The organism is Streptomyces sp. NPDC093071 (assembly GCF_044754545.1).
GTDB lineage: Bacteria > Actinomycetota > Actinomycetes > Streptomycetales > Streptomycetaceae > Streptomyces.
Window position 1 is genome coordinate 741,151 of the sequence record NZ_JBIVPH010000004.1, and the last position, 16,298, is coordinate 757,448.

Here is a 16,298-nt window from a genome sequence, read left to right on the forward strand (position 1 = left end):
GACCGAAGGGCCGTGCCCCAAGTCCCGGAATGGCGTCCAACCCCCCAGGAGGCACGGCCCTTCGGCCGATCAGGCGTCGCGGATCAGACCGCGATGGCGACCTCCGCGAGACCGCCCTTCTGCGCCACGACCTTGCGGTCGGCGGTGCCGCCCGGCACCAGGGCGCGGACGGTCCAGGTGCCCTCGGCCGCGTAGAAGCGGAACTGTCCGGTGGCGGAGGTCGGAACCTCGGCCGTGAACTCGCCGGTCGAGTCCAGGAGGCGGACGTAACCGGTGACCGGCTCGCCGTCCTTGGTCACGAAGCCCTGGATGGTGGTCTCACCGGGCTTGATCGTCGAGGCGTCGGGGCCGCCGGGCTGCGCTCCACACATGCTGTTCTGTCCTTACGGTCGGGGGTTCCGGAAGAAGGGGAGGTCCGGAGGGATTACTTGGCAGCGCCGAGCTCGATCGGCACGCCGACGAGGGAGCCGTACTCGGTCCACGAGCCGTCGTAGTTCTTGACGTTCGGGACCTCGAGCAGCTCGTGCAGGACGAACCACGTGAGCGCGGAGCGCTCACCGATGCGGCAGTAGGCGATGGTGTCCTTCGCCAGGTCGACCTGCTCGTCCTCGTAGAGGGCCTTGAGCTCGTCGTCCGACTTGAAGGTGCCGTCGTCGTTGGCGTTCTTCGACCACGGGATGTTGCGGGCGCTCGGCACGTGGCCGGGGCGCTGCGACTGCTCCTGCGGGAGGTGCGCCGGGGCGAGGAGCTTGCCGGAGAACTCGTCGGGCGAGCGCACGTCGACCAGGTTCTGGGCGCCGATCGCGGACACGACGTCGTCGCGGAAGGCGCGGATCGAGGCGTCCTGGGCCTTGGCCTTGTACTCGGTGGCCGGGCGGTTCGGGACCTCGGAGCCGTCGACCAGGTCGCGGGAGTCGAGCTCCCACTTCTTGCGGCCGCCGTCGAGGAGCTTCACGTCCTGGTGGCCGTAGAGCTTGAAGTACCAGTAGGCGTAGGAGGCGAACCAGTTGTTGTTGCCGCCGTAGAGCACGACCGTGGTGTCGTTCGCGATGCCCTTGGCCGAGAGGAGCTTCTCGAAGCCCTCCTGGTCGATGAAGTCGCGGCGGACCGGGTCCTGGAGGTCCTGGGTCCAGTCGATGCGGATGGCGTTGCGGATGTGGTTCTTCTCGTAGGCCGAGGTGTCCTCGTCGACCTCGACGAGGGCGACCTGCGGGTTGTCGAGGTTGGCCTCGACCCAGTCCGCGTCGACCAGGACGTCGCTGCGAGCCATGCTGTTCTCCTCCGGGGCAGTGTGCGGCGGTGTGGTGCGGGGTGGTGCGGGTACGCGTCGGAAGCGTGCGGCGACGGCGTACGGCTGCGCGGGATGCGGCCCCGACGTCGGTCGGCGGGCCGTGAGGAAGGCGGGGTCGGACGTCCCGCTCAGACGGGGCGACAGAGCATGGCGGCGACGCGGCACAGGTCTACTGCCCGCCGCTTCGTGAGATCCGCCTGTCGCTTCATGGCCACGATCGTAGGGACGGACAGGCGGCCGTGTCACCGGTGTGTCGTATTTTGAGACGCGATCGTCCGAGATGCAAGACGTGATCACGGCGCGGGACGGCTCCGGGCGCCTCCGCACCGGGGCGTCCGGTTCTGTTTCTGCGGATCGGACGGTGCCGTCTCAGTATGTGACCAGCGGGTAGGCGGAGAGCCCGCACGGCGCCCCCGGGCCGCGCGTGACGCCCCGGCCCCGCGCGGTCCTCCCCAGGGCGGCTCAGCCCGCCAGGGCTATGTCCTTGCCCGAGACCGTGACCACCAGACCCTCCGGGCGCGGCTCGACCTTCTCCACCTTCATCCCGGCGAGCACGTGGAGCGGACGCTCGAAGTCGGTGCGGGCGCGGACCAGCTCCTCCACGCCCGGGATGCCCTCGCCGGGCACCTCGTCGGCGCGGAACCGGATCGTGTCGCCGTTCACGACGGACACCGTCGAGAGGACCGTCCGGGTCAGGGTGCGCCCCAGGACGTCGACGCTGCCGGTGACCTTCACCTTGCCGTTGCCGCCGTAGGCCACGGTGGCCTCGCGCTCGGACGCGGCGGTGAGGTCCGCGTACGAGATGAGAGCCGTGCCGCTCGCGGAGCCCGCCGTCGCGCCCGACCAGTCGCCGGTCACCGTCACGTCCCGCAGGACGACGTCCAGCTCGCCGACCCGGATCTTCCGGTCGCCGGCCCGCGCCTGGATGCCGGTCGCCCGCACGTCGACCCGGTCGAGCCGCTTGGCGGCGACCTGGGTGAGGAAGGGGAAGCCCTTGACGTCGACCTCGATCGCCTCGCTCTGCGCGCCGGAGAGCTTCATCCGGCCCGCCGCCTCCGACTCCGCGTACGCCACGGCGAGGCGGTCGATCCCGACGAAGATCCCGCCGAGGACGACGGCCAGGATGAGCAGAATCCGCAGTGCTCGCATGGAATGTGCGTCCCCCCGTGAAAGTTTTCGACCCCCGACACGAAGATCGACGTGCCGGGGGTCCGGTTGGTTCCCGCGCCCGGACGGTCTCCGGGACGGTTCGGGGTCACCCCTGGGGGTCACCCCTGAAGGTCGCCCCGTCAGGCCAGGGCGCGCCCCAGGAGGTACACGGCGGGCGCGGCGGCGGTCAGCGGCAGCGCGACGCCCGCGGTCATGTGGACGAACCGCGACGGGTAGTCGTAGCTCGCCGCCCGCAGCCCGACCAGGGCGCAGACCCCGGCGCCGAGGCCGAGCAGCGCCCCGGACGCGCCCAGGTCCGTGAGGCCGCCGGCGGCGATCCCGGCGCCCGCCGACGCGAGCAGCGCGGCGACGACGGAGACCGGGCCCGGCAGCGGCAGCGCCTTGGCGAGGACGGCGGCGGCGACCGCGACCCCGCCGACGACCACCGCGTCGGGGGCCGCGCCGAGGTGCCCGGTGGCGATCACGGTCAGCGCCGCCGAGGCGACGGTGGCCATCAGGCCGTACATCCGCTCGTCCGGGTCCGCGTGGCTGCGCAGCTGGAGGACGAGGCAGAGCAGCACCCAGGCGCCGAGCGTGCCCAGGATCGCGGGGGCGGCGTTCTCCCGGCCGACGGCGAGCAGGGCGCCGTCGGCGACGAGACCGCCGGCGAAGGCGAGCGCGATGCCCTGCCGGGCGGGCCACATGCCGTTGAGCCGGAACCAGCCGGCCGCGGTGAGCCCCTGGAGCAGGACGAGCGGGACGAGCAGCCCGTACGGGCCGAGGGCGGCGCCGCCGGCGAGCAGCAGCCCGAGGACCGCCGTCAGGGCGGCGGGCTGCATCCCGGGCTCGATGATCGGCGAGCGGCCCTCGGCGCGGGCGCGCTGGGCGTCGGTGATCCGGGTGTTCCCCGAGGTGGTCGGCGAGGAGTAGGCGGGGCCGCCGTCGGCCACCGGAGCGGGGTCGGCGGCGACCGGGGCGGGCACCGGGGCGGCGACCGGCTGGGGCTGCGCCTGGTACGCGCCCGCGTACGGCTGCTCGTAGGACTGCGGCGGCTGCGGCGCCTGCTGCTCGTACGCCCGGGGCTGCGCCTGCTCGTACGCCTGCGGCGCGTACCCCTCGGTCCCGTACGGCTGCTGGGGCGCGTACTGCTGCTGCTCCCCGTATCCCCCTCCCCCGTAGGGCTGCTCGTACGGGCCGGGTGCCTGCGGGCGGGGCTGGACGGCCGGCTGGTACTGGGTGTCCCAGGTCTGGCCCTCCCACGTCTGCGTGACGTCGGGGTCCTGCTGTCCGCCCGCGTACGGGTCGTACGGCTGCCCGCCGTAGTGCTGGTCGTTGCTCATTGCTCTGGGGTTCACCCTCCTGCGAACGGGGGGAGCACCTCGACCGTGCCGCCCTCGGCAAGCCGTACGGTCTCATGGCTCCGGGTGCCGACGGGGTCGCCGTCGACCAGGAACGAGCACCGCCGGAGGACCTGGGCGAGCTCGCCCGGGTGCTTCGCGCGGACGGCGTCCAGGGCCTCGGCCAGGTGCTCGGCGGCGTACGGCTCCTCGGCGACGCCGGCGGCCGCCTTGGCCGCGGCCCAGTAGCGGATGGTTCCCGCTGCCATAGCGGCGCTCCCTTCGTTCGTGTGCGCGCCGCTCCCATGATGGGCCATGCGCGCGTGGGCCGGACCGGTGACCGCCGTCCCGGTGATCCTCACGGGAGAGGGTTCGTGAACCGGCGCGACACGGCCGCCTCACGCGCGCGCAACATTGCGTTCCGGGTGCGGGAAGTGAGCCAAGAGACATCCACGATGTGAAATCCGCCCTCTCGCCCGGAACGCATGTGGGCTATTCTGCTGGGCAGAGGATCCGGGCGACGCAGCCACCGGGTCCTTTTGCGTTTTCCGACCGTTGTTACGGACGGATGAACAAAAGCTCTCAGGGCGCGAGAGCAGGCAGTGATCCGTACGAAGCAGTGCACGTCCTCGCAGGGACCGAGGAGGAACCGACCTTATGGGCGAGCGAACCGAGCACGATCGCATGACCACGACCGGGGCAGGTGGTGGGCGATGAGTTCACTGCTCCTCCTGACCAACGCCCTCCAGCCGTCGACCGAGGTGCTGCCCGCACTCGGCCTGCTGCTGCACAACGTCCGGGTGGCCCCGGCCGAGGGCCCGGCCCTCGTGGACACCCCCGGCGCGGACGTGATCCTCGTCGACGGCCGGCGCGACCTCCCGCAGGTCCGCTCGCTCTGTCAGCTGCTGCGGTCCACCGGGCCCGGCTGTCCGCTGATCCTCGTCGTCACCGAGGGCGGCCTCGCGGCCGTCACCGCCGACTGGGGCATCGACGACGTCCTCCTCGACACGGCCGGGCCGGCCGAGGTCGAGGCGCGGCTGCGGCTCGCCATGGGCCGCCAGCAGATCGTCTCCGACGACTCCCCGATGGAGATCCGCAACGGCGACCTGTCGGTCGACGAGGCGACGTACAGCGCGAAGCTCAAGGGCCGGGTCCTGGACCTGACCTTCAAGGAGTTCGAGCTGCTGAAGTACCTCGCCCAGCACCCGGGCCGGGTCTTCACGCGCGCGCAGCTCCTCCAGGAGGTGTGGGGGTACGACTACTTCGGCGGCACCCGTACGGTCGACGTCCACGTACGGCGGCTGCGGGCGAAGCTCGGCCCCGAGCACGAGTCCCTCATCGGCACCGTCCGCAACGTCGGCTACCGCTTCGTGACCCCCGAGAAGGTGGAGCGGGCGGCCGAGGAGGCCCGGGCCAAGGAGGGCACGCGCGCGAAGGAGGAGGCCGCCCGCGTCAAGAACGCCACGGCGGACGTCACCCCTTCGGAGGACAGGAACGTGGCGGACGCCACAGTGCGGCCTGCCGGTAGGTAGGTCCCCCCGCGTAGACTGCCGCGCGTGGCCAAGGTGACGCGGGATGACGTAGCTCGACTGGCGGGTACTTCGACCGCGGTCGTGAGCTACGTCATCAACAACGGACCCAGGCCGGTCGCCCCGGCCACGCGCGAGCGTGTCCTCGCCGCCATCAAGGAGCTGGGCTACCGCCCCGACCGGGTGGCCCAGGCGATGGCGTCCCGGCGCACCGACCTCATAGGCATGATCGTCCCGGACGCGCGCCAGCCGTTCTTCGCGGAGATGGCGCACGCGGTCGAGCAGGCCGCCGCCGAGCGCGGCAAGATGGTCCTGGTCGGGAACTCCGACTACCGGACCGAGCGCGAGATCCACTACCTGCGCGCCTTCCTCGGGATGCGGGTCTCCGGTCTGATCCTGGTCAGCCAGGGCATGAGCGAGCAGGCCGCGAGCGAGATCGAGGCCTGGGACGCGCGCGTGGTGCTGCTGCACGAGCGGCCCGAGGCGATCGACGACGTGGCCGTCGTCACCGACGACATCGGCGGCGCCCAGCTCGTCACCCGGCACCTCCTGGAGCACGGCCACCCGTACGTGGCGTGCCTCGGCGGCGTCCCGAACACCCCGGCCGTGGGCGACCCGGTCGCCGACCACGTCGAGGGCTGGCGGCGGGCCATGGTCGAGGCGGGCCGCTCCACCGAGGGCCGGCTCTTCGAGGCCCCGTACAACCGCTACGACGCCTATCAGGTGGCCCTCAAGCTGCTGGCGGGCCCGGACAGGCCGCCGGCCATCTTCTGCTCCACCGACGACCAGGCCTTCGGCGTGCTGCGGGCGGCGCGCGAGCTGCGGATCGAGGTGCCGACCGAGCTGGCGGTCGCGGGCTTCGACGACGTGAAGGAGGCGGCGCTCACCGACCCGCCGCTGACCACGGTGTACTCGGACCGCCCGGCGATGGCCCGGGCGGCGGTGGACCTGGTCCTCGACGACTCGCTGCGGGTCGCGGGCTCGCGCCGCGAGCGGGTGCGGCTCTTCCCGTCGGCCCTGATCGTGCGCCGCTCCTGCGGCTGCGACGGCGGCGGCCCGGACCTGTCGCCGGACTCGACCCTGCGCTGAGCCCCCGTACCCCCGCGCTCTTTACATCGGGCATACGGGGTTCTGTCGGGCTTCTCAGCCGGTCCTCAGACGGCTCTCATGTACGGCTCCGAGAGTCTTCCCATGACGGATCACCAGGAGCAGCCGCAGCAGCCGTACTACCCGCCGAGGCCGCCGTACGAGCCGGCCCGACCGCCGTACGGGCCGTTCACGGAGCCGATCACCGCCCAGCCCTCCGCCGCCCAGCCCTCCGCCGCCGAGCCGTTCACCACCGAGCACGGCACCACGATCTGGCCGTCCGGCGGGAACAGCGGGCACGGCGGACACAGCGGGAACAGCGGGAACAGCGGGCACGTCCCGCCACCGGCGGACCCGGCCCCCGCCGCCTTCCCCGGCCCCGTCCCGGGCCCCCGCCGCCGTGCGAAGCGCGGGGTCGGGCTCATGGCGGCCGTGGCCATCGCGGCCGCCGCGATCGGCGGCGGCACGGCGACGCTGGTCCAGCGGCTCGCCGCCGACCCGGCGACGACCTCCGCCTCCGCCCCCGTGGCGGGGACGAACGTGGCGGCGCGCGGCGCGGGCACGGTCGCCGGGGTCGCCGAGGCCGTCTCCCCCTCGATCGTGGAGATCTCCGCCGCGTCGAACTCCGGCAAGTCGACCGGCTCGGGCGTGATCATCACCTCCGACGGCGAGATCGTCACCAACAACCACGTGATCTCCGGCGCCTCGGAGATCACCGTGCGGCTGGACGACGGCAAGACCTACCCGGCCGAGGTCGTGGGCACGGACCCCGACAAGGACCTGGCGCTGATCAAGCTGAAGGGCGCCTCCGGCCTGAAGGCCGCCTCGCTCGGGAACTCCAAGGACGTGAAGGTCGGCGACGAGGTCGTGGCGATCGGCTCCCCCGAGGGCCTGACCGGGACCGTCACCAGCGGCATCGTCTCCGCCCTCGACCGGGACGTGACCGTCGCCAAGGACGAGGACCAGGGACAGGACCAGGGCCAGGGTCAGGGCCGGCAGCAGTACGACCCCCGGCAGGGGTGGCCGTTCGAGTTCGGCGGACAGCAGTTCAACGGCGACACGGGCTCGTCGAAGACCACGTACAAGGCGCTCCAGACCGACGCCTCGCTCAATCCGGGGAATTCCGGCGGCGCGCTGATCAATATGAACGGCGAGATCATCGGAATCAATTCGGCCATGTATTCGCCCAGTTCTTCGAACGGTTCCGCGGCCGGGAGCGTCGGCCTCGGATTCGCGATCCCGATCGACACGGTCAAGGCCGACCTGGACGGACTCCGCTCGGGCGGCGACAACTGAACGCATGGGACGCTGCCCCCATGACGGGACAGCAGAACGAAGCCGAACGCATCCTCATCGTCGACGACGAGCCCGCCGTCCGGGAGGCCCTGCGCCGCAGCCTCGCCTTCGAGGGGTACGGGACGCGGGACGCCGTCGACGGTCTGGACGCGCTCGCCGCCATGGAGTCGTACGCCCCCGACCTCGTCGTCCTCGACGTGCAGATGCCCCGCATGGACGGCCTGACGGCGGCCCGCCGCATCCGGGCGTCCGGCTCGACCGTGCCGATCCTGATGCTCACCGCCCGCGACACCGTCGGCGACCGGGTCACCGGGCTCGACGCGGGTGCGGACGACTACCTGGTGAAGCCCTTCGAGCTGGACGAGCTGTTCGCCCGCATCCGGGCCCTGCTGCGCCGCAGCTCGTACGCGGCGGCGACGGCCGGCGCCCCGGCCGGGGAGGACGTGCTGTCCTTCGAGGACCTGCGGATGAACCTCGCCACCCGCGAGGTGACCCGGGGCGGGCGGCCCGTGGAGCTGACGCGGACCGAGTTCACCCTCCTGGAGATGTTCCTGGCGCACCCGCGCCAGGTGCTGACCCGCGAGCAGATCCTCAAGGCGGTGTGGGGCTTCGACTTCGAGCCGAGCTCGAACTCGCTCGACGTGTACGTGATGTACCTGCGGCGCAAGACGGAGGCGGGCGGCGAGCCGCGCCTGGTCCACACGGTGCGGGGCGTGGGGTACGCGCTGCGCGGAGGGGGCGGGGAGTGACGACGGTTCCTCCGCACCCGCCCGCCGGCCCGCACGAACCGGCGGGCCCGCCCGCGCCCGCCGCCCCGCCCGGCCGCCGCTTCCGCCCCCTGGCCTGGTTCCGTTCCCGGCCGCTGCGCTCCCGGCTCGCCCTGCTCACCGCCGTCGCGGTGGCGCTCGCGGTGGCGGGGGTGTCGCTGGCCTGCTGGTTCGTGACGCGGGAGCAGCTGGAGTCCGAGCTGGACTCCGCGCTGCGCTCGACCCGGCTCGATCCGGGCGGGGCGCAGAACATCCTGTCGTTCTGCCGCCAGGGCACCGCGCCGCCGTCGGTGGCGGGCTCGTACACGGTGCAGGTGATCCTCGCCGACGGGAGCGTGTGCACCTCGGGGGAGGCCGCGATTCCCGTCGGGAGCGCCGACCTCGCGGTGGCGCAGGGGCGCCTGGAGGACGTCCTGCACACGGTGAAGGACGCCTCCGGCCGCGAGATGCGCGTCTACACCTATCCGCAGGAGAGGACGCCCGGCCTCGCGGTCTCCCTCGCCCGGCCGCTCGCCGAGATCGACAACTCGATGTCGACGCTGCGCTGGGTGCTGCTCCTGGTCTCCGGGGTCGGGGTCGTCGGTGCGGGCGCGGCGGGGCTGTGGGTGGCGCGGACCGGTCTGGAGCCGGTGAACCGGCTGACCGGGGCCGTGGAGCACGTGGCGGCGACCGAGGACCTGACGGTCCGCATCCCGGTGGAGGGCGAGGACGAGATCGCCCGTCTGTCGCGCTCGTTCAACGCGATGACGGCGGCGCTCGCGACCTCCCGGGACCTCCAGGCGCGGCTGATCGCGGACGCGGGGCACGAGCTGCGGACGCCGCTGACCTCGCTGCGCACGAACGTGGAACTCCTCGCGCGGAGCGAGGAGACGGGCCGGGCGATCCCGCCGGAGGACCGGCGGGCCCTGATGGCCTCGGTGAAGGCGCAGATGACGGAGCTGGCGTCGCTGATCGGGGACCTCCAGGAGCTGGCCAGGCCGGACGCGGGGCGGTCGGGTCCCCTCGGGGTGGTGCCGCTGCACACGGTGCTGCGGACGGCCCTGGACCGGGCGCGGCTGCGCGGCCCGGAGCTGACCTTCGTGACGGACCTGGCGCCCTGGTACGTACGGGCGGAGGCGGCGGCGCTCGAACGGGCCCTGGTGAACGTCCTGGACAACGCGGTGAAGTTCTCGCCGCCCCGGGGGACGGTCGAGGTGACCCTGATGCGGGGCGAGCTGACGGTCCGGGACCACGGTCCGGGCATCCCGGCGGACGAGCTGCCGCATGTCTTCGACCGCTTCTGGCGCTCGCCGTCGGCCCGCAGCCTGCCGGGCTCGGGCCTGGGCCTGTCGATCGTGGACCGTACGGTCCGGCAGGCGGGCGGCACGGTGGCGCTGGCCCCGGCGGAGGGCGGCGGGACGGTGGCGACGGTGCGGCTGCCGGGAGCGCCGACACCGCCGCCGGACGGGGCCTCCGGTGCGTCAGTTGTGCCGGAGGAGGGCCTCGACCAGGCCTGACCGGGTGTTCGGGAAGTCCAGGGGGACGATCCCGAGCCCGGTCCGGCCGGCCAGCTCGGCACTGTCGAGGAAGCCGTGGACGCGGGGGTTGAGCCGGTCGGAGTTCCAGCGGGGCGGGAGGTACGCGGAGGTGCTGACGAAGTTGACGTAGAGCCGCCCCGGCTGGGCGACGGCGGCCCGGAAGTGGGCCTGGATCTTGGGGTACTTGGCGTCGGGCAGGGCGTTCCAGTCGTCCTGGAGGGCGATCTGGGACCCGTCCCACCACTTCAGGCCGGGCAGTCCGCCGTTGTCGGCGATGAGGACGACCTTCCCGCGCGCCTCGCCGAGGAGCGGCAGCCGGTCGCCGATCCGGAAGAGGGGGCGCCAGCCCCGGTGGTCGAGGTAGTCGTCGAAGACGGCCCGGAAGGTGGCGTCGGACTCCTCGGAGTACTCCTGCTTGACCCGCATGAGGACGGTCTCGGAGGGGTGGGCGGCGAGGAAGTCCCGGCAGGCGATCAGCACGTCGCCGAACATCGCGTTCTGGTACGAGGCCCCGTGGTGGATCGCGAACGACCCCCCGGTCACCCGGCACCGCACGTCCAGGAAGCGGATGCCGCTGTCCAGCTGCTGGGCGATCGTGGTGTTCTGGCACTCGCTCCAGGGCCCGCCGAACCGGGCGCCGGAGTCGTGCGTGCCGGGGATGGTGAGCCGGTTCAGCGCGGTCCCGTCCCCGTGCCCGGCCATCCACGCCCGCACGTCCACGGCCGAGGCGGGGGGCGCCCCGACGAGCAGGGCGGCACCGGCGGCCGCGGCCCCCACGAGGAATCGTCGTCGCTCCATGGCACCGCACTATGACAGGTTCACTTCAAACACCGCCAGGGTGCGGCACGGGGAGAAGCGAAGGGGCGGCGGCCCGCCGAAACGGTCCGCCGCCCCTTCCCGGAGGGTTACTTGATGACGGTGATGCGGTTCGCGGCCGGCACCGGGAGCGGTGCGGAGGCCGAGGAGTGGGCCGTCAGGTAGGCGGTGAACATGTCCAGGTCGGAGGCGCCGACCAGCTTGTTCTTGTGGTCCTTCAGGACGGCGAAGCCGTCGCCGCCGCCGGACAGGAACTCGTTCATCGCGACCCGGTAGGTCTTCGCCGGGTCGATCGGCTCGCCGTTCAGCCGCACCGAGGAGACCACGATCCGGTCGGCGCCGGCCTTCGTCATGTCCAGGGTGTACGTGAAGCCCTTCGACACCTGGAGGATCTTCGGGGACGCCAGGTTCGCGCCGCTGACCTGCTGCTGGAGCGCGGTGACGAGCTGGGCGCCGGTCAGGTCGACCGCCGTCATCATGTTGGTGAACGGCTGGACGGTGTACGCCTCGCCGTAGGTCACGACCCCGTCGCCCTCGGCGCCGGACGCCTTGTGGGTCAGGGGCGCGCGGATGCCGCCCGGGTTCATCAGGGCGAGCTGGGCGCCGCCCTTGTCGGCCGGGGCCATGCCCTCCAGCTGCGCGTCCGCGATCAGGTCGCCCAGCGGCTTCTCGTAGACCTGGGGGTCGAGGGGGTTCTCGATGTCGGCGGCGACGTGGCCGACGGGACGGTTGGCGATCGGCGCGGCCAGGGTCTTCCACCGGTCGATCAGCCTGGTCATGTCCTCGGCCGGCTTCACGTCACGGGTGACGACGTGGTTCGCGGAGGCGACGGCCGTGCGGACGATGTCGTTCGTGCGCCGGTCGTAGGTCAGCGTCGTGTCGGTGTAGAGCCGGCCGAAGGAGGCCGCCGAGGTGACCGTGCGCGGCTTGCCCGCCGGGTCCGGGATCGTGCACGCGTACGCCTGGTGGGTGTGGCCGGTGACCAGGGCGTCGACCTGCGGGCTGACGTTCTTGGCGATGTCGACGATCGGACCGGAGATGCCGTTGCCGGGACCCGGGCTGTCGCAGTCGTAGTTGTACGCGCCCGAGGCGGGCAGGCCGCCCTCGTGGAGCAGGGCGACGATCGACTTCACGCCCTTGCGCTCCAGCACCTTGGCGTACTTGTTGATCGTCTCGACCTCGTCGCCGAACTTCAGGCCCTTGATGCCCTCGGCGGACACGATGTTCGCCGTGCCTTCGAGGGTGACGCCGATGAAGCCGATCCTGACGCCGTTGCGCTCCCAGACGAAGTACGGGTCGAGCAGCGGCTTGCCGCTCTTCTCGTTCGTCACGTTGGCCGCGAGGTAGGGGAAGTCGGCGCCCTTGAACCTCTTGCCCTTCTCGAAACAGCCCTCGGTCGGGTGACAGCCGCCGTTCTGCATCCGGGCCAGCTCGCGCGCGCCCTCGTCGAACTCGTGGTTGCCGACCGAGGTCACGTCGAGCTTCAGCTTGTTCAGCGCCTCGACGGTCGGCTCGTCGTGGAAGAGCCCGGAGACCAGCGGCGAGGCGCCGATCATGTCGCCCGCCGCGGCGGTGACGGAGTACGGGTTGCCCTTGCGGGCCTGCCGCAGGTGCGTGGCGAGGTACTCGACGCCGCCGACGCCCTCGATGGTCCGGGTGGTGCCGTCCTCGTTCAGGTGGGTGAGCCGGCCCGACGAGCCGGTCGGCGGCTCAAGGTTGCCGTGCAGGTCGTTGAAGGAGAGCAACTGGACGTCGACCAGACGGCCCTGCCCCTTGCCGTGTCCGTGCCCGTGACCGTGCCCACCGCCGAACCGGTCACCGGCCGCGCCGGCCGACGGCATCGCGGCGACCAGCGCCCCGACCGTCACGAGTCCGGCCCCCGCGGCGAGGATCCGTCGCGCCGTCCTGCTCTTCCTCGGTGTCGCTGCCATCTGTCCTCTGTTCCCCTTGCGCCTCTACGGGACGCACTTCCCGTATGCCGGTGCAGCCTAGGGTCAACGCGCGTAGCGCAACAGGGGGGTGCGGATTACAAGACGGTTGCCGCCCGCTTTCCACCGGGCGGCGGCGGGCCGCCGTAGGCTCGTGCCATGACTTCCGACGCGGCACCGGCCCTCGAACCCGGACGGCAGATCCACACCTACGACGAGCTCACCCCCGGGCAGGTCCAGGACGTAGGGGAGCTCCTGGAGGCCGCCGACCGGGCCGACGGGATGCACGCCGTGTCCGAACAGGGGCGGCTCTACCTGCGCAACGGCCGCCGCGAGGGCGTGCGGCACTTCCTGCTGACCGTCGGCCCCCGGCTCTACGGCTACGCCCAGCTGGAGGAGACCGACCCGATCGAGGCCCCGGCCGCCGAGCTGGTCGTCCACCCCGACCGGCGCGGGCGCGGACACGGCCGGGCGCTCGGCACGGCCCTGCTCGACGCCTCCGGCAAGCGGCTGCGCGTCTGGGCGCACGGCGGCAAGCCGGCCGCCCGGCACCTGGCCCAGGTCCTCGGCCTGACCCTCTTCCGCGAACTGCGCCAGCTGCGGCGGTCCCTGGTGCCGCTCGACCTCCCGGAGCCGGTGCTGCCCGAGGGCGTCACCGTCCGCACCTTCGTCCCCGGGCAGGACGACGCGGCCTGGCTCGCCGTCAACGCCGCCGCCTTCGCCCACCACCCCGAGCAGGGCTCGCTCACCCAGCGGGACCTGGACGACCGCGCCGCCGAGCCGTGGTTCGACCCGAAGGGCTTCTTCCTCGCGGAGCGGGACGGACGTCTCGTCGGCTTCCACTGGACGAAGACGCACGCCGAGGAGCAGCTCGGCGAGGTGTACGTGGTCGGCATCCTGCCCGAGGCCCAGGGCGGCGGCCTCGGCAAGGCGCTCACCGCGATCGGCCTGCGGCACCTGGCGGCGCAGGGGCTGCCGACGGCGATGCTGTACGTGGACGGGGACAACTCGACGGCGGTGCGGGTGTACGAGGGGCTGGGCTTCACCACGCACGAGGTGGACCTGATGTACCGCACGGAGTCGTAGCCCCGTACGCACGGAGCCGTAAGTACGTCTTCCCAGGGGGCGGTTGACACCGCCCCCTTCTTTCCACCACCCTTTCACTACTTGATTAGTGAAAGGGTGGTGGAAGGGATCGTGGTCGAGTACCGCATCGACCGGCGCAGTGGCGTCGCCACCTACCTCCAGATCGTCCAGCAGACGAAACAGGCCCTCCGGATGGGCCTCCTGGAGCCCGGCGACCGACTGCCCACCGCGCGCGAGGTCGTCGAGGCGACGGCCATCAACCCCAACACGGTGCTCAAGGCCTACCGCGAGCTCGAACGCGAAGGCCTCGTCGAGGCCCGCCGCGGCCTCGGCACCTTCGTCCGCGCCACCCTCGGCACCGGCCCCGCCGACTCGCCGCTGCGCGGCGAACTCGCCGACTGGGCCCGCCGGGCACGGGCCGCGGGGCTCGAACGGGACGACGTGGCCGCGCTCTTCACCTCCGTACTGAAAGAACACTTCGAGGGGGACGACGACCGATGACCAAGGACACCGCCCTGAGGGCGGACCTCCTGGGCAAGAAGTACGGAGGCCGCAGAGGCGGCTGGGCCCTGCGGGAGTGCGACTTCGCCCTCCCCGAAGGCCGGATCTGCGCCCTCGTCGGCCCCAACGGCGCCGGCAAGTCCACCCTCCTCACCCTCGCCGCCGGACTCCTTCGCCCCACCGAGGGCACCCTCGCGGGCCCGGGGCGCGAACGCCTCGCGTACGTCGCCCAGGACAAGCCGCTCCACCCCCGGCTCAGCGTCGCCGACACCCTGCGCATGGGCCGCGAGCTCAACCCCGGACGCTGGGACCCCGCCCTCGCCGAGCGGATCGTCGAGGGCGGCGGCTTCTCCTCCGACACCCTCGTGCACCACCTCTCCGGCGGCCAGCGCACCCGCGTCGCCCTCGCGCTCGCCCTCGGCAAGCGGCCCGAACTGCTCCTCCTGGACGAGCCGATGGCCGACCTCGACCCGCTCGCCCGGCACCAGCTGATGGGCCTGCTCATGGCCGACGCCGCCGAGCACGGCACCACCGTCGTCATGTCGTCCCACATCCTCACCGAGCTGGAGGGCTCCTGCGACCACCTCCTCCTGCTCCACGGCGGCCGGATCCGCCTCGACGGCCCCGTCGAGGACCTCCTCGCCGCCCACACCCTGCTCACCGGCCCGGTCGCCGACCTCGCCCCGCACACGGTGGTCGACTCCCGCACCACGGGCCGCCAGCTCACCGCCCTGATCCGCCGCGAGGGCCCGGTCGAAGGCCCCTGGGAGACCTCCGAACCCTCCCTGGAGGAACTCCTCCTCGCCCACCTCCGCACCTCCGAGGGAGCCCCGGCATGAGCACCCCCACCCTGAAGGGCCCTTACTGGGTGACGGCCCGCCAGTACCGGCGGACGCTGTGGCTGGCGGGCGCGCTGGTGCTCGCGGCGCTGGCGGTGATCGGGGGGCTGCGGATCTGGGACCTGCAGTACCCGGACGTGTACGTGGAGGACGGCTACCAGCGCGCGGCCGACAACAACAGCGGCTACCACATGCTCCGCTTCGGTATGGAACAGCTGTCCGTCGGTATGCTCCTGCTGCCGCTCTTGGCGGGCGCCTTCGTCGCGGGCCCGCTGGTCGCCCGCGAGTTCGAGTCGGGGACGTACAAACTCTCCCTCACCCAGTCGGTGAGCCCGGCGGCCTGGCTCCGCGCCAAGCTCCTCACCGCGACCGCCGCCGCGCTCGCGACCACCCTCGTTCTCATGGCCGTCTTCCGGATCGGCTGGGGCCGGACCTCGGGCACCTGGAACCTCAACTGGTCCGACCGGGGCCCGTACGAGGCGAGCGGCGTCGTCCTCCTCGCGTACGTCCTCGCCGCGGTCGCCGTCGGCGCCCTCGTCGGGCAACTGGTCCGCCGCACCCTGCTCGCCATGGCGGTCACGGGCCTCGTCATGGGCGTGGTCGCACTCGTCCTGGGCGCGCTCCGCTGGTCCTTCCTGACCGTGAAGACGGTCACGGGCGCGCGCGACGCCGCGCTCTGGCCCCCGGAGAACGGCTTCATGATGGACACGGGGCTGCTCACCGCCTCCGGCGCCCGCTTCGACGAGTCGGTCTGCTGGGACGAGGTGAACGAGGCCCCCGGCCTCGACGCCATGGAGGACGGGGGGATGAAGCTGCACGAGGCCTGCCTCACCCGGCACGGCGTCAACGCCCAGTACGTCGACTACCACCCCGAGTCCCACTTCTGGCCCACCCAGCTCATCGAGGCCGGCATCCTCCTCGCCCTCGCCGCCCTCGCGGCCTACGCCGCCTTCCGCGTCCTGCGCGCCCGGCACCCGTAGACGCACAGTGACGGGCGGGGCCCGCGCACGGCCCCGCCCCCGATTCCCGTACGACATGTCGTCGTTACCGGCCATTCAGAAGCGCTTGCGACGCTCACGCAATGAAGCGCTCCGTGTCCGGCCTTCCCAAAGGGAGGCTTCCCTCCCCCGCGGCCCGCTCCGACGCGCCTGAGAAG

General features: G+C 72.5%; 17 protein-coding genes. 9 read left to right on the forward strand and 8 right to left on the reverse strand.

The window, feature by feature from the left end:
- Positions 1–83 precede the first annotated feature (83 nt).
- The 6 genes from ACIQD7_RS20555 to ACIQD7_RS20580 all read right to left on the reverse strand — a co-directional run bounded on the left by ACIQD7_RS20555 (position 84) and on the right by ACIQD7_RS20580 (position 4,046).
- Positions 84–371 (reverse strand): DUF1416 domain-containing protein, encoded by a 288-nt coding sequence (locus ACIQD7_RS20555; protein WP_030220952.1) that lies wholly within the window; start codon positions 369–371, stop codon positions 84–86.
- Positions 372–424: 53 nt separating this feature from the next.
- Positions 425–1,270, reverse strand: a complete 846-nt coding sequence (locus tag ACIQD7_RS20560; RefSeq protein ID WP_121828043.1) for a sulfurtransferase — start codon at positions 1,268–1,270, stop codon at positions 425–427.
- A 149-nt stretch (positions 1,271–1,419) separates the two neighbouring features.
- Complete coding sequence (locus tag ACIQD7_RS20565; protein ID WP_351229977.1) at positions 1,420–1,500, reverse strand: Ms5788A family Cys-rich leader peptide; 81 nt, start codon at positions 1,498–1,500, stop codon at positions 1,420–1,422.
- Positions 1,501–1,753: 253 nt separating this feature from the next.
- Positions 1,754–2,440 carry a DUF2993 domain-containing protein gene (locus tag ACIQD7_RS20570; RefSeq protein ID WP_121828042.1) on the reverse strand — a complete coding sequence of 229 codons (687 nt, stop codon included), beginning with the start codon at positions 2,438–2,440 and terminating at the stop codon, positions 1,754–1,756.
- A 140-nt stretch (positions 2,441–2,580) separates the two neighbouring features.
- Positions 2,581–3,780 carry a hypothetical protein gene (locus ACIQD7_RS20575; RefSeq protein WP_402443228.1) on the reverse strand — a complete coding sequence of 400 codons (1,200 nt, stop codon included), beginning with the start codon at positions 3,778–3,780 and terminating at the stop codon, positions 2,581–2,583.
- Positions 3,781–3,791: 11 nt separating this feature from the next.
- A complete protein-coding gene (locus ACIQD7_RS20580; protein ID WP_161374566.1) occupies positions 3,792–4,046 on the reverse strand; it encodes a MoaD/ThiS family protein in 255 nt (84 codons plus the stop codon).
- A gap of 444 nt (positions 4,047–4,490) precedes the next feature.
- Between ACIQD7_RS20580 and ACIQD7_RS20585 the strand changes: the two genes are divergently transcribed.
- The 5 genes from ACIQD7_RS20585 to ACIQD7_RS20605 all read left to right on the forward strand — a co-directional run bounded on the left by ACIQD7_RS20585 (position 4,491) and on the right by ACIQD7_RS20605 (position 9,951).
- Positions 4,491–5,309, forward strand: coding sequence for a response regulator transcription factor (locus tag ACIQD7_RS20585; protein ID WP_402443231.1), 819 nt, complete (start codon positions 4,491–4,493; stop codon positions 5,307–5,309).
- Between the two features lie 24 nt (positions 5,310–5,333).
- The gene (locus tag ACIQD7_RS20590; protein WP_121828038.1) at positions 5,334–6,395 is read left to right on the forward strand and encodes a LacI family DNA-binding transcriptional regulator; all 1,062 of its coding nucleotides are present in this window, start codon (positions 5,334–5,336) and stop codon (positions 6,393–6,395) included.
- 102 nt (positions 6,396–6,497) lie between these two features.
- Complete coding sequence (locus tag ACIQD7_RS20595) at positions 6,498–7,688, forward strand: S1C family serine protease (RefSeq protein ID WP_402443233.1); 1,191 nt, start codon at positions 6,498–6,500, stop codon at positions 7,686–7,688.
- A 20-nt stretch (positions 7,689–7,708) separates the two neighbouring features.
- Positions 7,709–8,437, forward strand: coding sequence for a response regulator transcription factor (locus ACIQD7_RS20600; protein ID WP_161372139.1), 729 nt, complete (start codon positions 7,709–7,711; stop codon positions 8,435–8,437).
- Positions 8,438–8,526: 89 nt separating this feature from the next.
- Positions 8,527–9,951: an ATP-binding protein gene (locus tag ACIQD7_RS20605; protein ID WP_402443304.1), complete on the forward strand. Its 1,425-nt coding sequence runs from the start codon at positions 8,527–8,529 to the stop codon at positions 9,949–9,951.
- Here the strand turns inward: ACIQD7_RS20605 and ACIQD7_RS20610 are convergent.
- Both ACIQD7_RS20610 and ACIQD7_RS20615 read right to left on the reverse strand, forming a co-directional pair.
- Complete coding sequence (locus ACIQD7_RS20610; protein WP_402443234.1) at positions 9,916–10,770, reverse strand: phosphatidylinositol-specific phospholipase C; 855 nt, start codon at positions 10,768–10,770, stop codon at positions 9,916–9,918. The genes ACIQD7_RS20605 and ACIQD7_RS20610 overlap by 36 nt on opposite strands.
- A gap of 107 nt (positions 10,771–10,877) precedes the next feature.
- Positions 10,878–12,719 carry a bifunctional metallophosphatase/5'-nucleotidase gene (locus tag ACIQD7_RS20615; protein WP_402443236.1) on the reverse strand — a complete coding sequence of 614 codons (1,842 nt, stop codon included), beginning with the start codon at positions 12,717–12,719 and terminating at the stop codon, positions 10,878–10,880.
- Between the two features lie 156 nt (positions 12,720–12,875).
- Between ACIQD7_RS20615 and mshD the strand changes: the two genes are divergently transcribed.
- The 4 genes from mshD (at position 12,876) to ACIQD7_RS20635 (ending at position 16,122) form a co-directional block, all read left to right on the forward strand.
- A complete protein-coding gene (gene mshD, locus ACIQD7_RS20620) occupies positions 12,876–13,802 on the forward strand; it encodes a mycothiol synthase (protein ID WP_402443238.1) in 927 nt (308 codons plus the stop codon).
- 111 nt (positions 13,803–13,913) lie between these two features.
- Positions 13,914–14,303, forward strand: coding sequence for a GntR family transcriptional regulator (locus ACIQD7_RS20625; protein ID WP_121830860.1), 390 nt, complete (start codon positions 13,914–13,916; stop codon positions 14,301–14,303).
- A complete protein-coding gene (locus tag ACIQD7_RS20630) occupies positions 14,300–15,142 on the forward strand; it encodes an ATP-binding cassette domain-containing protein (protein ID WP_402443240.1) in 843 nt (280 codons plus the stop codon). The genes ACIQD7_RS20625 and ACIQD7_RS20630 overlap by 4 nt, the downstream gene beginning before the upstream one ends.
- Positions 15,139–16,122, forward strand: coding sequence for an ABC transporter permease (locus ACIQD7_RS20635; RefSeq protein WP_402443242.1), 984 nt, complete (start codon positions 15,139–15,141; stop codon positions 16,120–16,122). Before ACIQD7_RS20630 ends, ACIQD7_RS20635 begins: the two co-directional genes overlap by 4 nt.
- Positions 16,123–16,298: the final 176 nt, after the last annotated feature.

Coding starts and splice junctions, on each gene's coding strand:
- ACIQD7_RS20555 (WP_030220952.1), bottom strand. CDS start 371: ATGTGTGGAGCGCAGCCCGGCGGCCCCGACGCCTCGACGATCAAGCCC.
- ACIQD7_RS20560 (WP_121828043.1), bottom strand. CDS start 1,270: ATGGCTCGCAGCGACGTCCTGGTCGACGCGGACTGGGTCGAGGCCAAC.
- ACIQD7_RS20565 (WP_351229977.1), bottom strand. CDS start 1,500: ATGAAGCGACAGGCGGATCTCACGAAGCGGCGGGCAGTAGACCTGTGC.
- ACIQD7_RS20570 (WP_121828042.1), bottom strand. CDS start 2,440: ATGCGAGCACTGCGGATTCTGCTCATCCTGGCCGTCGTCCTCGGCGGG.
- ACIQD7_RS20575 (WP_402443228.1), bottom strand. CDS start 3,780: ATGAGCAACGACCAGCACTACGGCGGGCAGCCGTACGACCCGTACGCG.
- ACIQD7_RS20580 (WP_161374566.1), bottom strand. CDS start 4,046: ATGGCAGCGGGAACCATCCGCTACTGGGCCGCGGCCAAGGCGGCCGCC.
- ACIQD7_RS20585 (WP_402443231.1), top strand. CDS start 4,491: ATGAGTTCACTGCTCCTCCTGACCAACGCCCTCCAGCCGTCGACCGAG.
- ACIQD7_RS20595 (WP_402443233.1), top strand. CDS start 6,498: ATGACGGATCACCAGGAGCAGCCGCAGCAGCCGTACTACCCGCCGAGG.
- ACIQD7_RS20600 (WP_161372139.1), top strand. CDS start 7,709: ATGACGGGACAGCAGAACGAAGCCGAACGCATCCTCATCGTCGACGAC.
- ACIQD7_RS20610 (WP_402443234.1), bottom strand. CDS start 10,770: ATGGAGCGACGACGATTCCTCGTGGGGGCCGCGGCCGCCGGTGCCGCC.
- ACIQD7_RS20615 (WP_402443236.1), bottom strand. CDS start 12,719: ATGGCAGCGACACCGAGGAAGAGCAGGACGGCGCGACGGATCCTCGCC.
- mshD (WP_402443238.1), top strand. CDS start 12,876: ATGACTTCCGACGCGGCACCGGCCCTCGAACCCGGACGGCAGATCCAC.
- ACIQD7_RS20630 (WP_402443240.1), top strand. CDS start 14,300: ATGACCAAGGACACCGCCCTGAGGGCGGACCTCCTGGGCAAGAAGTAC.
- ACIQD7_RS20635 (WP_402443242.1), top strand. CDS start 15,139: ATGAGCACCCCCACCCTGAAGGGCCCTTACTGGGTGACGGCCCGCCAG.